The 13,585-nt window shown below is 62.7% G+C and carries 13 protein-coding genes; 11 read left to right on the forward strand and 2 right to left on the reverse strand.

Going from position 1 to position 13,585, the window contains the following annotated elements:
* Positions 1-85: 85 nt before the first annotated feature.
* Entirely contained in the window at positions 86-1,006 is a 921-nt protein-coding gene (locus LMA02_RS30995; protein WP_228910513.1) for a LysR substrate-binding domain-containing protein, read from the reverse strand.
* Positions 1,007-1,229: 223 nt separating this feature from the next.
* Here LMA02_RS30995 and LMA02_RS31000 point away from each other — a divergent pair, with 223 nt between their 5' ends.
* Complete coding sequence (locus LMA02_RS31000) at positions 1,230-2,489, forward strand: aromatic ring-hydroxylating oxygenase subunit alpha (RefSeq protein WP_228910514.1); 1,260 nt, start codon at positions 1,230-1,232, stop codon at positions 2,487-2,489.
* 8 nt (positions 2,490-2,497) lie between these two features.
* Positions 2,498-3,649, forward strand: a complete 1,152-nt coding sequence (locus LMA02_RS31005; RefSeq protein WP_228910515.1) for a hybrid-cluster NAD(P)-dependent oxidoreductase — start codon at positions 2,498-2,500, stop codon at positions 3,647-3,649.
* Here LMA02_RS31005 and LMA02_RS31010 read toward each other — a convergent pair.
* On the reverse strand, positions 3,621-3,950 hold the full coding sequence (locus tag LMA02_RS31010; RefSeq protein ID WP_228910516.1) for a hypothetical protein: 330 nt from the start codon (positions 3,948-3,950) through the stop codon (positions 3,621-3,623). The genes LMA02_RS31005 and LMA02_RS31010 overlap by 29 nt on opposite strands.
* Positions 3,951-4,241: 291 nt before the next feature.
* Between LMA02_RS31010 and LMA02_RS31015 the strand changes: the two genes are divergently transcribed.
* From LMA02_RS31015 to LMA02_RS31055, 9 genes are all read left to right on the forward strand, one after another.
* Positions 4,242-4,622, forward strand: coding sequence for a hypothetical protein (locus tag LMA02_RS31015; protein WP_228910517.1), 381 nt, complete (start codon positions 4,242-4,244; stop codon positions 4,620-4,622).
* Between the two features lie 72 nt (positions 4,623-4,694).
* The gene (locus LMA02_RS31020; protein WP_228910518.1) at positions 4,695-5,555 is read left to right on the forward strand and encodes a hypothetical protein; all 861 of its coding nucleotides are present in this window, start codon (positions 4,695-4,697) and stop codon (positions 5,553-5,555) included.
* A gap of 428 nt (positions 5,556-5,983) precedes the next feature.
* Positions 5,984-6,586: a TetR/AcrR family transcriptional regulator gene (locus tag LMA02_RS31025; RefSeq protein WP_228910519.1), complete on the forward strand. Its 603-nt coding sequence runs from the start codon at positions 5,984-5,986 to the stop codon at positions 6,584-6,586.
* A gap of 744 nt (positions 6,587-7,330) precedes the next feature.
* Entirely contained in the window at positions 7,331-9,616 is a 2,286-nt protein-coding gene (locus tag LMA02_RS31030; protein WP_228910520.1) for a sigma-54-dependent transcriptional regulator, read from the forward strand.
* Positions 9,617-9,995: 379 nt separating this feature from the next.
* A complete protein-coding gene (locus tag LMA02_RS31035; protein ID WP_124499073.1) occupies positions 9,996-10,184 on the forward strand; it encodes a DUF1843 domain-containing protein in 189 nt (62 codons plus the stop codon).
* Positions 10,185-10,232: 48 nt separating this feature from the next.
* Complete coding sequence (locus LMA02_RS31040) at positions 10,233-10,850, forward strand: DUF1842 domain-containing protein (protein ID WP_228910521.1); 618 nt, start codon at positions 10,233-10,235, stop codon at positions 10,848-10,850.
* A gap of 46 nt (positions 10,851-10,896) precedes the next feature.
* Complete coding sequence (locus tag LMA02_RS31045; RefSeq protein WP_228910522.1) at positions 10,897-11,481, forward strand: DUF1842 domain-containing protein; 585 nt, start codon at positions 10,897-10,899, stop codon at positions 11,479-11,481.
* A gap of 96 nt (positions 11,482-11,577) precedes the next feature.
* Positions 11,578-13,026 carry a GDL motif peptide-associated radical SAM/SPASM maturase gene (locus tag LMA02_RS31050; protein ID WP_228910523.1) on the forward strand — a complete coding sequence of 483 codons (1,449 nt, stop codon included), beginning with the start codon at positions 11,578-11,580 and terminating at the stop codon, positions 13,024-13,026.
* A gap of 109 nt (positions 13,027-13,135) precedes the next feature.
* A complete protein-coding gene (locus LMA02_RS31055) occupies positions 13,136-13,465 on the forward strand; it encodes a hypothetical protein (protein ID WP_228910524.1) in 330 nt (109 codons plus the stop codon).
* The last annotated feature ends 120 nt before the right edge of the window (positions 13,466-13,585 follow it).

Consider the following 13,585-nt stretch of genomic DNA (forward strand, 5'->3'; position numbering starts at 1 on the left):
ATCAGTGACGGATGGGCGTCTGACGGCGCCGCAGTGCGAGAAGCCGGGCGTCCGTTCGGCGTTTCGGACGGTCGAACGGTGCGGCTCAACGAACCGGGACATCCTCGCGCAACCAGTCGATCAACTGGTTGACCGCAGGCGTGATCGAGCGGCCGTGCGGAACCACGACGAAATAGGCGTCGGTCATCGTGCAGGACGCGATCGGCAGACGGACCAGCTCGCCGGTCGTCAGCAGGTCGCGCACCATCCGGTTCCAGCCGAGCGCGACCCCTTGCCCGTATCGCGCCGCCTGGACGGCGTCGGTGTAGAGGCTGCAGCGAAGCACGTAGTTCAATCGGCTCGGACGGTGGCCCACCGAGTGGAACCATGCGTCCCAGCCCATCCATCCCTCGTAGGTCGAATCGGATTCGACGAGCGGCAGCGCGGCGAGCGCCTCGAGCGTTTCCGGCGTGCCGTTTTCCTCCAGGAATCGCGGCGAGCAGACGGGAAACACCTCTTCGTCGAACAACAGGATCGACGTGCCGTCGGTCCACCTGCCGTCGCCATAGCGCACCGCGACATCGACCTCGACATGCCGGAGATCGGCCGTGAACATCTGGGTGATCAGCCGCAGCTGCAACGGCGGAATCAGTTGCTTGAGCTTGGGAAGCCGCGGCAGCAGCCGAAATTGCGCGAACGGTGCGGTCGACGCGAGGACGAGTTCTTGCTGCTCGGCGCCGGTCGACAGGCGATCGAATACCCCGGCGATCTTCTGCATGGATTCAGCCACCGTCAGGTACAGCATTTCACCCTCGCTCGTCAGCGCGATCGAGCGATGCAGACGATGAAAGAGACGGACATTCAGCGTTTCTTCAAGGAACCGGACTTGTCGGCTGACGGCCGCCTGCGTCACACCCAGTTCGGTCGCGGCAAGCGTGAAGCTTGCCAGTCGCGCAACGGCTTCGAATTCGACCAGCGCCGTCAACGACGGAACGATGCGTCGATACCCTTTGGTTCGTTTTGTCATGCTCATCAGTCTGGTGTCGTGCGGGGTGCCGGCTCGAGGCCGGATGGCGCCGAATGCCTTACGGGACAGTCGAATCAGAGTAAATCAGGACGGGGCGAAGGTCGCATAACTTAAAGTAATGCGAAGCAGAAAATAAGGCGCGTTGACGCTCCGAATCGGCACTCCAATACTTCGGGCAAAGCGCAATACAAGCATTGCGAAAATCAACCGATTGGAGGAGTACATGTCCGCGATCCCGCTCAAGACTCACCGCGAGTTGCTCGACAGCCGCAAGCCCGGACACGGGATGCCGGCCGAGCTGTTTGGCCGCCAGGATGTGTTCGAGACGGACGTCGAAGTCTTCTTCGAGAAGCTGTGGATCTTCGTTGCCGTGACGGCCGACGTTCCGGAGCCGGGCGACGTCTACGCGGTGGATATCGGCAAGTCGTCGATCCTGATCGTGCGCGACGACGACGAGAACATCCGCGCGTACCGGAACGTCTGCCGGCATCGCGGCGCACGCCTGATGAAGGGCGGCGCCAAGGCGACCGTCGGCATGGTGGTGTGTCCGTATCATCAGTGGACGTACGACCTGGACGGCAGCCTTCGCCATGCCACGCACATGGGCCACGAATTCGACACGACATGCCGCAGCCTGATCCCGGTGCACATCAAGGTGGTCGGCGCGCATGTGTTCGTTTGCCTCGCCGACGAGGTGCCGGAGGATTTCTCGACGCTCGAGACGGTGATGGCGCCGCGCTTCGCGCCGCACGACATGCAGCGCACGAAGATCGCGCACGAGATGACGATCGTCGAGAACGGCAACTGGAAACTCGTGATGGAGAACAACCGCGAGTGCTACCACTGCGGCGGGACCCATCCCGAGCTCACGCAGTCGTTCCTTGCGCACGACTTCGGCTTCTGCCCGGACGGGCAGAGCGAGCAATCGCTGCGCGAGTACGACGAGTACCTTGCGCACAATGCCGCCCGCAAGGAAGAGTGGGAAGGGGCCGGCTATATCTGCGAGGCGTTCGAGTCGCTCGACGAGAGCGTCGACACGAACTTCCGTTCGCAACGGCTCGTCATTGCCGGTTCCTGCGAATCGCAGACGATGGATACGAAGGTGGCGTGCACGAAGCTGCTCGGCGGCCTGGCGCGTCGCGATCTGGGCGATGTCCATATGTGGACCCATCACTCGTGGACCCACGTGATGAGCGATCACGCGGTGGTCGCGTACGTCCTGCCGCTCGCGCCGGACAAGACGGTGGTGCGTACCGTGTGGCTGGTGCATCAGGATGCGGTCGAAGGCGTCGACTACGACCTGAAGACGCTGACGGAAGTGTGGGATGCCACGACGCGTCAGGATGCGGATCTGGTGGCGATCACGCATAGCGGCACGCAGGACCCCGCCTATGTTCCCGGCCCGTACTCGACCTACACGGAAGCCGCGCTCGATCAGTTCGCACGCTGGTACGACGCACGCCTGAAGGCTCACGGTATCTGAGTTTCGCCATGACTGTCAGAGAGAATTTTTGCGTGTCCGGGCCGGCTGCGGAAGCAGGGGATCGCTTCTCGGACCCCGGCACCTGGGAGCGCGCGGCGCCGCAATGGTCGAGCGGCGAACGCAAGACGCTGGTGTGCTGCAGGGTGCGAGCCGAAACGCACGACGTCCGGACGTTCGTGTTCCGTGCGAAGGACGGACAGGCCTTCAGCTTCGAGCCCGGCCAGTTCATCACCGTATCGGCCGACATCGACGGCGTGCCGGTCAGCCGCTGCTACACGATCTCGTCGCCGCCGACGCGGCCGTACACGTTGACGATCACGGTGAAGCGCACGCCCGGCGGGATCATGTCGAACTGGCTACACGACAACATGCGGCCCGGGGTCGAGCTGAATGCGTTCGGTCCGTCCGGCATCTTTACGCCGGCCGCCGCGCCGGCCGTGAAGATGCTGTACCTGTCCGCCGGCTCGGGTGTGACGCCGCTGATGTCGATGACGCGCGCGGCGATCGACCTCGGCCTGAACCTCGATATCGTGTTCGTTCACAGTGCGAGAACGCCCGACGACATCATCTTTCGCGACGAGTTGAACCGCCTGCGGGAGGACGCGGGCCATCTCCAGGTGATTCACGTGTGCGAGGCGCTCGGGACCGAGGCCGGCTGGAGCGGCCCGATCGGCAGGCTGAGCGTCGAACTCCTGAGCCAGTCCGTGCCGGACTATCGCGATCGCGAGGTGTTCACCTGCGGCCCGTCGGGCTATATGAACGCCGTCAGGGACATCCTCGTGCAGGGCGGCCATGATCCCGTCCGCTACCATCAGGAAAGCTTCAACTTTGCCGAAACGGTCGAGCCGCTCGCGGACGTTGCCGATGCATCCGGTCACGCGGAGCCGGTGGCGAGCGGCACCTATAGGGTTCGGCTGGCCAAGTCGGGAAAGACGTTCGCGATGAACGGCACGGAGACGGTGCTCACCGCCGCGCGAAAGGCCGGCGTCGCATTGCCGTCCTCATGCAGCCAGGGCATTTGCGGCACGTGCAAGACCGCGGTGCTCGAAGGGTCCGTCGACATGCAGCACAACGGCGGCATTCGTCAGCGGGAAATCGACAAGGGCCTGCGTCTGATGTGCTGCAGCCGGCCTACGTCGGATCTCGTACTGGATCTGTAGCCCGCGCCGGGGCTTCGGGCTCCGGTTTCCCCGCCTTCAGTCGGGCAGCGTCTCGCGCAGAGACCGCGAACTTCTGGTTCAGGTCGTCGGAATGATCGGCCCAGAATGCGACGTTGGCGTCGATCGCATTCTTCTGGTTCTGCGGTGCGGTCGGCAGGTAGGGCACGACCTTCGGATCGACCCGCTTGACCGACGACTGGCGCAGCGGCCCGAGCGCCGAGGCCAGATTCTCGAGGGCCTCGGCCGAGGTCGCATGATGAACGAAGTCCTGGGCGGCCTTCTGGTTCTTCGAGCCCTTCACGATCGCATAGCCAGTACAAAGGGAATCGTCTGCGTGTCCTCAATGAATTCAGTGCCGGCGCAAATCAGGCGGTTTGCCCTATTGCACCAGTACCGCCCCGCCACAGGCCGGACCAAGTGGCTCGCCGTTATCGTGCCTGCACCGAATGCTCCGACCTCACTGATCGCGATTCTAGTCAAAGTAGATAGACTAGTATACATTCATCATATCGTACCGCTGGCTGCGTACAAATGCAGGCCTGATACCAGGCGGTGCCGGGACGTCGGGTTCGATTCAGGCCGGAATTTCACCATGACACTGACAGCCAGTATCGATGAGATAGCCCGTAGCCTGGACGGGTTGGCTCCACCCTGGTTACCCGCCTACGACATGCGTGCCTATGCAGAAAAGGTGGAGTCGGAATGCGGATATGGCGCCGACATGATGGTCTCCATCGAGATCAATACGAGAATGTTCGAAGAGGTGGTTGCGTTCGTGCATTTGTGCGGCGCGTTCGCTTCGCTGCATCCATTCGTTGCGCGGCAGTACGAGTGCGTGCGCAATGACAGGGCCGAAATCGACGATGTGCTTGCACACAATGCGACTGTGGCATGTCCGACATACACGGGGTTGCTGACGTCGCTCGGGGCATCCTCGCGCGATGTGCGCTGGATTGACGTTCAGCCTCTATGAGGGCTTTGTGCCGATTTCCTTTCTACTGCGACGCATCGCATTCACAGTCGCGATCACAGGACATAGCTAAAAATGACCAAGCCTTCCAGGCGCCATGCCATGCAGACAAGAGCAATCAAGAAAACCACTGTTTTGTTCGCCTTGGTCAACCAGGCGATCGCCGATAGGTCGCGTCAATGCCCGTCGGCTGTTCGCGCGACAGTCGGGCTATTGCTTGTCGCCAGCGTGTTTTCGGGGTGTGCACCCCTATCGGCGTCTGCGCCGACCGATCCTCAACAACAGTTTGCGGCAGCGCAGCGGAATGCGAATGCGTTGTATAGCCAGAGGGTGTTGGCATATAAGCCGATGTTCGAGAATCCTGGCGGCTATGGTCGAGCGCAGATACTGGAAGCGTACGAGGCGGTCCTCCAGCAGTACTCCGTCGCTGCAATCGCGTATGCCCGCACCATCTACCCCCAGGCTCGACAGACGCTTCCACCTTCCCTGCAGCCATTGCCGGCGCCGTCGGGGCCGATCACGCTGGCGGTCGTCAATCGCGACTACGAACATGTGCTCGGAATGGACGCTGCCTTGTGGGAGATGGATATGGCGGCGAACTTTGGCCGGCCATCCAGGTTGCCGATACCAAAATACACCGGCCCTGTGCTCATCATGCCGCCTGCGCCACCGTTACCGCCCCTGCAGGATGTTCGCGATCCAAAGTTCGCACGGCTCGTGACCATGACGAAGAAAGTAGACGATGCGCAGAAGGCAGATCTGGCTCGACAGCAAGCCGCGATCGAGCAACAGTATGCCGAGCAGGCCGCGTGGAGGGCTCGACACCCGATGGGTCAGTATGATCACATCGATCCGAGAACCGGACTACCGTATGCGCCCCCGCAACAAGAGACGCAGCGATGGTGCATGATGAATGGTGGCCGGGTGCCTTGCTGAAACCACCGCCAGCAGCGGCAATTGCGGCCCGATGGGATGCCAGCCGGGCTGGCACACACTACCCACGTGGGACCATCTTTTGCCGATCCGCCCAGAGCGTCACGTCGCAGCGCTCCTGCCCGCGGACTGTCCGGACATCGTGCGTGATAGTGTTTCCCGAGCACTCGGCTACTTGCCGTCTACCGCACGACCCGCCGTATCGCACGAACAGGTGCCAACGGTGCCCCGTACAACTTTTCGCCGGGATTCCTGAACGACACCCTTGCTGTCTTGCGCAAGACGAATGAGAGGGGCGTCGAGGATGCAGTATTCACTGCCCTGAAGAGCGAGATCGTATCCGGCAGTTGGCAACGCTTGCCCTACAGGCTGAAAGGAGCAGCGCTGGCGGCGGGTGCTAAGATGCCGCCCCGTAGTCAGGAGATGCATGAATGCGCGCGAGCAAACGCCAGCAGGTGGTCGACAAGGCCGGTGAGTTGTTTTCCCGCCATGGCTTTCATCCGGTCGGTATCGACTGGATCATCGCCGAAGCGGACGTTGCCCGCATGACGCTCTACCATCACTTTGCGGGCAAGGACGATCTGATCAAGGCAGTGCTGGAACAGCGCTACACCTTCATCATGGAGAGCATCGCGGCCAAGCTTGACCCTATGCCGCACGCTACTGCACGCCTGAAGGGGATTTTCGACTGGTACGGAACCTGGTTCCGTAGCCCTGAGTTCGCGGGCTGCCTGTTCGAGCGTGCGCTGGCCGAGTTTGGTGCGACCTGCCCCAAGGTGACCGACGTGGCGGTGCGCTATCGGGATGACTTGTTGGCCCTCATGGAGCAACTGCTATCCGAGATCGTTCCGCGTCGCCAGGCACGTCAGCTTGCAGGCGTGTACGTGATGTTACTGAGCGGGGCGACCGCTGATGCGCGTGCGATCGGGGATCCGCGTGCTGCCGCGCGGGCCTGGCAGGCGGCGGAGGTGCTGCTGAATGAGTCCAAGGTCGTAACTGAAAGCACGCATAAGGTCCGTAGCCGTCACGCTTGATCGTTTGTTGTCGGACCCCGCCTCCAGCCCTGGCGCAGCTTTTCGGCAGTTGGATGCTTCGCCGAAATTCGCTGAATTCCTCTACCGGAGCGACTTTCTTTTTTTAAAGTTATTCGTGACGTGGCGGGGTACGTGTGATTCAAAGATAAACAGATCAGCCCGATTGCGATATTCGAATGTTTATAGATGAAACGACCGGGCGCCCCGCAACGGCCGTGAATCTGCCTTCCCGTAAAGTCGATGTTGACGGTGGGATGGCTTCTATTTTTCGCAAGAAATGCATCAATAACGTTCCCGTACAAGGGATTGATGCGGCGGAACATCTGCTGCCATGTCAGGCAACTGGACACGGGTAGGGATTATTGAACAAACGCCCCGATTATTTCCGCTTTCGACCGCACTGCGAATAATCAATCCCTATTTATTTATATTCCTGCTCGAATAAATCCTTCTACACTGTCTTCAGCAACGGCTGTTGTTCAGTTGCGCGGATTTCCGCAACCGGGCTGAAAGGTTGATGCGTGAAATGCCGTGGTGGTGTCTGGTTTTAAAAAACAAGAAAATTGAAAAAAGAACCGCTCTAGAGCCTGACCGTATAGGAAAGAGCATGCAAAGACCGGGGACAGATGTCCGCAGCGCGGGCACATTGCACGATTGCGGCGCGGCGGCGTGCGCCGAGACCACCACGTGTCGGCTCGACATCGTCTTGCCTGCACATGTGTCGCGATTGCCGGGCGTCGTGCGATGAAGGGGATCCAGAACAGGGCTGCTTGCGGCCCGGACGGCTGCGCGCACGGCAACAGCATGCTTGACGCACATATGCTGATAGGCGTGTCGGCAGCATTTCGCCAACTGGTCCGGATGATCGATCGGGTGGCGCCGACCGAACATACGCTACTGATTGTCGGACCCACCGGCTCCGGAAAGGAATTGGTGGCGCGGCGCCTTCACGCAAACGGCCCGCGGCGCGACAAGCCGTTCATCGACGTGAATTGCGGCGCCATTCCCCACGATCTGATCGAAGCGGAATTCTTCGGTCATGTCCGCGGCGCCTTTACGGGCGCTGTCGAAGACCACCGCGGCCTGTTCGACCAGGTCGGCGCCGGCACGCTCTTTCTCGACGAGATCGGCGAGTTGCCGCTTGCGCTACAGCCCAAGCTGCTGCGCGTGCTCGAAACGCGCACGTTCCGTCCGATCGGCGCATCGGCAAGCCAGCGCTTTGCCGGACGCATCGTTGCGGCCACTCATCGAAACCTGCTGGAAGAAGCGCGCGTGGGCCGGTTCAGGGAAGACTTGTTCTACCGGCTTGCGGTGTTCATCCTCAATGTGCCGGGACTCGCGCAACGGAGCGAGGACATCCCGCTGCTGGCCGTGCATTTTGCAGCGCAGCAAACGCGCGCGATCGCGTTCACGCCGGCGGCAATCAAGCGGATGTGCGAGCATCCGTGGCCGGGCAACGTTCGCCAGTTGCGCAATCTCGTGAGCCAGCTCAGCGTGTTCGCGGAGCATGCGCGGATCGACGCCGAAACGCTCGCGCCGTTTCTGGCCACGGACGCGCCCGACGCGACGGCATGTGCGCTTCTGGCGGACCGCTTGCTCGAGTTCGGTGGCAGCGACAAGCTGGCCGCGGCCGAACGCCTGCTCATCGACCGCGCGCTGGAGAGGACCTCGTATAACAAGAGTGCCGCGGCCGCGTTGCTCGGTGTCAGCCGGAAGGTCGTCGAGCGCCGGCTCAAGGCGCGCGAAGCGCAGTACGGGGAGGCTCGACAGTGCCTGGAGCGTGCGGAAGCGCTGGCCGGCGCCATCCAGTATCGCGAATCCGTCGCGCTGCTGCACCGCTGCCTCGATCTCCTGCAAAAGGCCAGTCCGACCGAGGAGAGCCGCCGCTTGCAGTTTGGCGCCTATCGCCTGCTTGCCGTCGTGCTGCGAGGCATCCACGGCTGGCAGTTTCCCGAAGCGACGGCGTGTTACGAGGCGGCATGGTCGATCGGCGATGGCGTATGCGACGCGCGCGAACTCGCGACGGTGCAGTTCGGCATCTGGATGACGCAACTGGTGAGGCTGCAACTCACGCGGGCGCGTGCCACTGCGCAGGAGCTGCTTCACCGCGCGCACGCGATGGACGATCGCGCGATGCTCGACGACGCGCACGTCGCGCTGGCCAACACGCTGTTCTGGCTCGGCGACAGTGAGGAAGCGCTGGCGTTGCTTTCCCGTGGCGGGCTGACCGGCATCGGCCGCGCCGATCGGCGGCTCGGTGCCTCGGGCACCGATGTCGCGGGGTTCGCATTGACGTTCGAGGGCCTCGCCGCTTACCAGACCGGCGCGCTCGATCACGCACGCGAGGCCATGGACCGCTTGACCGAGCGAGCGGAACTCGATCCGCCGGATTGGCCCGGTCGAGCGCTCGACCTGCAAGGTGCCGCGTGGCTTGCGATGCTCTTCAACGAGGTCGAGCGGCTCGGGAGCCTCACCCGTGCGTTCGATGCAATACCGGCGACCGGCGCGCCGGCCTGTTCGCGCGGTGCGGTCCGGATATTCCGCGCATGCTATCTGAGTGCGATCGGCGAGTTTGGCGATGCCGAGGCGATGCTGCTGGACGGCTATGAAAACGAAATAGAAAGGCAGGGCGGTGCGCTGTTCCATTCGATCAAGGTCTGGAAGCATGGCGAGATTCTGTTGAGCACGGGGCGCGCGCGGCAATGCGAAGTGCTCGTTTCCGACGCGCTCGACACGGTGATCCGCAGGCAGGAGCGTGCGTATCTCGGTGAGTTGTTGATCCTCAAGGCGCGTGCGCAATCGATGCTGGGTGACATGGCCGGTGCCGAGCAAGGGTTGCGCATCGCGATCTCGACGGCGTTGGCGCTGGGCTCGGTGCCCGCTCGTCTTGCCGCGATGGGACATCTCGCGGAGTTGTCGCGACAGCCCGCCTGCCAGACGTCGATCATCGAAGCGATCGACCGACCCTTGCACGTGCCAGTCGCGGCCCGCCCTCCGTCCACTCCGCTCCAGGAGCCGGGCCTGCTGTAGCGATCGCGTCAACACCATTTCCTGAGCGCGCGGCACGGCGGATTGCGCGCGCGACACCTTCATCCAGAGCCTCTGGCGAGCGGCGAATGCCGGCGCCCGGTCGACGCGCGCCGAAACTTTTCCGACCTTGCACGCCGGTACGCGTCTGCGGCACCGGACTTCGCGCGCTCGCATTCGGGAGATCGAGCGACCGCGCCGTGCATGGACACATTCGTCCATCGCGCAGCAAACGGCCGGACGAATTCGTCCTCTGGTTGTCGAGCGGCAGCACCCTGCACGGACACAGGCCTGTCGATCCACGACTGGCACATCGGTTGCTTGATCTCTTGCTCGCGGAGATTCCGCGAATCGGCACGACGACCTTTTTAGCGAGAACGTTATGAACAGGGAAACCGGCCATGTCATTCCGCCTTATGGCGTAGCGATCCACCAGGCCATATCGGAAGGCGATGTGTCAAGGATGAAGGCTTTGCTCAGTCAGGCCGAAGAGGTGCTGAAGCAGCACGAGGACCTTGCTGCCGCGGTCGGCAAGCTCAAGCAGGAGATCGTGAGGCGCGAGCGGGCCTGAGCTGCCGTCGCACGCATCGCCGTTTCGTTTACCACGCAGGAGGACCAAATGTCAGAAAACACGCGTACCGGGCTTTTCCCGGCGGGCTACGTCATCGGCACAGGAATGCCGGGCGCACCGACGCTCAGGCTCGCATTGCTCGTGGATGCGCCCGAGGGCAGTGTGGTTGGCACCGCAACGATCGGGCAGGCAGTGAATCCGCCGGTCGACTTCCATGCCGACGTCTGGGGCAACTACACCTATATGGCGCTGATGCCGCCGGTCAACACGCGCATCCTGGTAACGCTGAAGGGCAACGACGGTGGCCCGACCTCGAATTCGATCGTGACGTTCCGGCTTCATCTCGTGCTGGAAAGCGACTGGCAAAGCGGCGTTGCGTCGTACAGCTTTTTCGACAACGGCAGCTGGCGCGCCTTCGAGAATGTGCCGGCAAGGATCGATCGGGAATTCGTACCCCTCGAGCCCGGCCCGGTGATCATCGAGCCGCACGGCGGGCCACGGCCTTTGTACGGTGCGCCCATTCAGCAAGCGTCGGCCTCCGGCGATCTCGCGCACATGAAGACAGTCGCGGCCGCGGCGAAGCACCAGTTGGAAAGCCGTGACGAAATTGCTGCCGCGCTGGCCGCGCTGAAGACTGAAATCGCGCGCCTGGAAGCCGGAAACTGAAACCGGCCCGGTTGCCCCGATCCTTGTTCGCTACAGGAGCCATTCAATGTCCGCCGCTCTTTTTCCCGTGAATTTCCGCGTCGCAACGCCGGCGATCGGCGCACCTGTCCTCGCGCTGTCGCTACTGATCAACACGCCGGCCAAGAAGGTCAGCGGCGTCGCGCGCATTACCCAGACGACCTGGCCGCCACTCGAATTCAGTGCGCAGGTATGGGGCCAATTCAGCCCGATCGTGCTGACGCCCGGCGGCACGACGCAACTCGTCCTCAGCCTGCAGGGCAACCCATCCGGGCCGACCAGCGGCCTGGCCGAAACGTTCCGGCTGCAGGGCATCGTCGAGGCGGACTGGAGGTCGGGGGTGGCCAGCTACCGGTTCTTCGAAGCGGGGCGCTGGCATGAAGTGGACCACGCGATCATGACGGTGGCCGGCGCGCCGCAACCGTTCGAACCCCGGCATCCGGTCACGCCGCTGTACGGCGTCGGCCTGCAGCAGGCGCGGCAATCGGGCGATCTCGGCCGCATGAAGGCGCTCGCCCGCCAGGCCGAACAACAGCTCGCCGATGCAGGCCGTATCGAGCAAGCCCTTGCCGGCCTGAACGCCGAGATTGCCCGGCTGGAAGCCGGGCGCTGAGCACGTGCGAGGCGGCGGTGCCTGCCGCGGTTCGCGGCGGCCGCCGCCGGTCGATGGGTGGCTGGTGTGGGATAGACGATACTCGAGGACATCGACATGGACGAGAATCAAGTGCGCCCGGTTCGCTTCCTGAGTGAACAGGACTACGAACGGTTTGTCCCGGTTCACGTCGTGTGGGAAATCACGCTGGCTTGCGACCTGAAGTGCCTGCACTGCGGATCGCGTGCGGGCCACAGACGCACCAACGAACTGTCGACCGGCGAGTGTCTCGAAGTGATCGACGCGCTGGCCAGGCTCGGTACGCGAGAAGTGTCGATGATCGGAGGTGAGGCTTACCTGCGCAAGGACTGGGCGCAGCTCATCAAGGCGATCCGCTCGCACGGGATGTACTGCGCGGTGCAGACAGGTGGCCGCAATCTGACACCTGCCCGGCTCGCGCAGGCAGTCGACGCGGGCCTCAACGGACTCGGGGTGTCGCTTGACGGCCTGGCGCCGCTGCATGACAAGGTACGCAATGTTCCGGGATCGTTCGATCGGGCCGTGGATACGCTGAAGCGCGCCCGCGCGCACGGTCTCGCGGTCAGTGTGAACACGCAGATCGGCTCGGCAACGATGCGCGATCTCCCGGCGTTGATGGATTCGATCATCGAGATCGGGGCGACACACTGGCAGATTCAGTTGACGGTCGCGATGGGAAACGCTGTCGACCACGACGAATTGCTCCTGCAGCCTTACCAGCTCGACGAGTTGATGCCGCTGCTCGCCGATCTCTACAAGCGGGGGCTTGATCGCGGCCTGCTGATGAATGTCGGCAACAACATCGGCTACTTCGGACCTCACGAGCATCTGTGGCGCGGCTTCGGGGACGAGCGGGTGCACTGGACCGGATGCGCAGCCGGGCAGACCGTCATTGCGCTCGAAGCGGACGGCACCGTCAAGGGGTGCCCGTCGCTCGCGACGGTCGGTTTCGCCGGCGGCAACGTTCGGGACCTGTCTCTGGAGGAAATCTGGCGCACGAGCGAGGCGATCCATTTCGGCCGACTGCGCTCGGTGGACGACCTGTGGGGATTCTGTCGCACGTGTTACTACGCCGATGTGTGTCGTGGCGGCTGTACGTGGACCTCGCATTCGCTGCTCGGCAAGCCGGGCAACAATCCTTACTGCCACTATCGCGTGCTCGAATTGAAGAAGCAGGGGCTGCGCGAGCGCATCGAGAAGATCGAGGATGCGGCGCCTGCGTCGTTCGCGGTGGGTCGCTTCGATCTGGTCACCGAATGCATTTCGGACGGCACACCCGTATCGAGCATTTCCCGCTCGGGACAGACCGTCGAACTCGCGTGGAAACACAAGGGCAAGCGTGCGCCGGACGTCGGCAGGGTCCCGCCGAGGCTGGCCGTCTGCCGCGCCTGCAACAGCTACGTCCATCAGCACGAGTCGCGGTGCCCGCACTGCGGGGCGGACATCGCGGCGGCCGAGCGTGCTTACGAACACGACGTGCAGCGTCGTCATGCACTCATCGAGGAAGTCGAGCGGCTGTTGAGTTGAGTGAGCCGGCGCGCATCTCGTCGATCTTCGAGTGGAGTCCAGGAACCACTTTAAAAAACGGTGACCATGTTCGATCGGTCATGCAACACGGAATCTATGGGGAATATTCATGAGCAACGTCCAAGCGGAAGTGGCGCCGGTGACCGGTGTCGGTACGTACACCTGGGAACTGTCGCTGTATGAATACCAGGGAACCTGCTGGATCAAGTGGTCCACGAATGCGCCGTTTCGAGCGCAGCAAGGGCGAGTCTGCCTGTATTCGGGAAGCTTTCCATCCAATCCGACCGATACGAAGGCCTGGAGCTGGGATAACGAAAACGGCCACAATTTCAATACGAAGCAGCCGTGGGGGGCCGGGTGGTGTGCGGCATACATTGCCGAAAAGAGTCCGAACGGACCGTACACCTATCTCGCGAAAACCCAGGTGACGAAAACATGAGTCTGCGTATCGCACGACAGGACTCACTCCGGTAGGCAATGGGGGCGTTGTCTCGATTTCTCGGGTGGCTGTCGAATCGTTCGATGTGCTGGTGTGCCACGCGAACGCCCCCATCTTCCA

Origin of the sequence: Burkholderia sp. B21-005 (genome assembly GCF_020843965.1) — a bacterium.
Taxonomy (GTDB): domain Bacteria; phylum Pseudomonadota; class Gammaproteobacteria; order Burkholderiales; family Burkholderiaceae; genus Burkholderia; species Burkholderia ambifaria.

Coding starts and splice junctions, on each gene's coding strand:
- LMA02_RS30995 (WP_228910513.1), bottom strand. CDS start 1,006: ATGACAAAACGAACCAAAGGGTATCGACGCATCGTTCCGTCGTTGACG.
- LMA02_RS31000 (WP_228910514.1), top strand. CDS start 1,230: ATGTCCGCGATCCCGCTCAAGACTCACCGCGAGTTGCTCGACAGCCGC.
- LMA02_RS31005 (WP_228910515.1), top strand. CDS start 2,498: ATGACTGTCAGAGAGAATTTTTGCGTGTCCGGGCCGGCTGCGGAAGCA.
- LMA02_RS31015 (WP_228910517.1), top strand. CDS start 4,242: ATGACACTGACAGCCAGTATCGATGAGATAGCCCGTAGCCTGGACGGG.
- LMA02_RS31020 (WP_228910518.1), top strand. CDS start 4,695: ATGACCAAGCCTTCCAGGCGCCATGCCATGCAGACAAGAGCAATCAAG.
- LMA02_RS31025 (WP_228910519.1), top strand. CDS start 5,984: ATGCGCGCGAGCAAACGCCAGCAGGTGGTCGACAAGGCCGGTGAGTTG.
- LMA02_RS31030 (WP_228910520.1), top strand. CDS start 7,331: ATGAAGGGGATCCAGAACAGGGCTGCTTGCGGCCCGGACGGCTGCGCG.
- LMA02_RS31035 (WP_124499073.1), top strand. CDS start 9,996: ATGAACAGGGAAACCGGCCATGTCATTCCGCCTTATGGCGTAGCGATC.
- LMA02_RS31040 (WP_228910521.1), top strand. CDS start 10,233: ATGTCAGAAAACACGCGTACCGGGCTTTTCCCGGCGGGCTACGTCATC.
- LMA02_RS31045 (WP_228910522.1), top strand. CDS start 10,897: ATGTCCGCCGCTCTTTTTCCCGTGAATTTCCGCGTCGCAACGCCGGCG.
- LMA02_RS31050 (WP_228910523.1), top strand. CDS start 11,578: ATGGACGAGAATCAAGTGCGCCCGGTTCGCTTCCTGAGTGAACAGGAC.
- LMA02_RS31055 (WP_228910524.1), top strand. CDS start 13,136: ATGAGCAACGTCCAAGCGGAAGTGGCGCCGGTGACCGGTGTCGGTACG.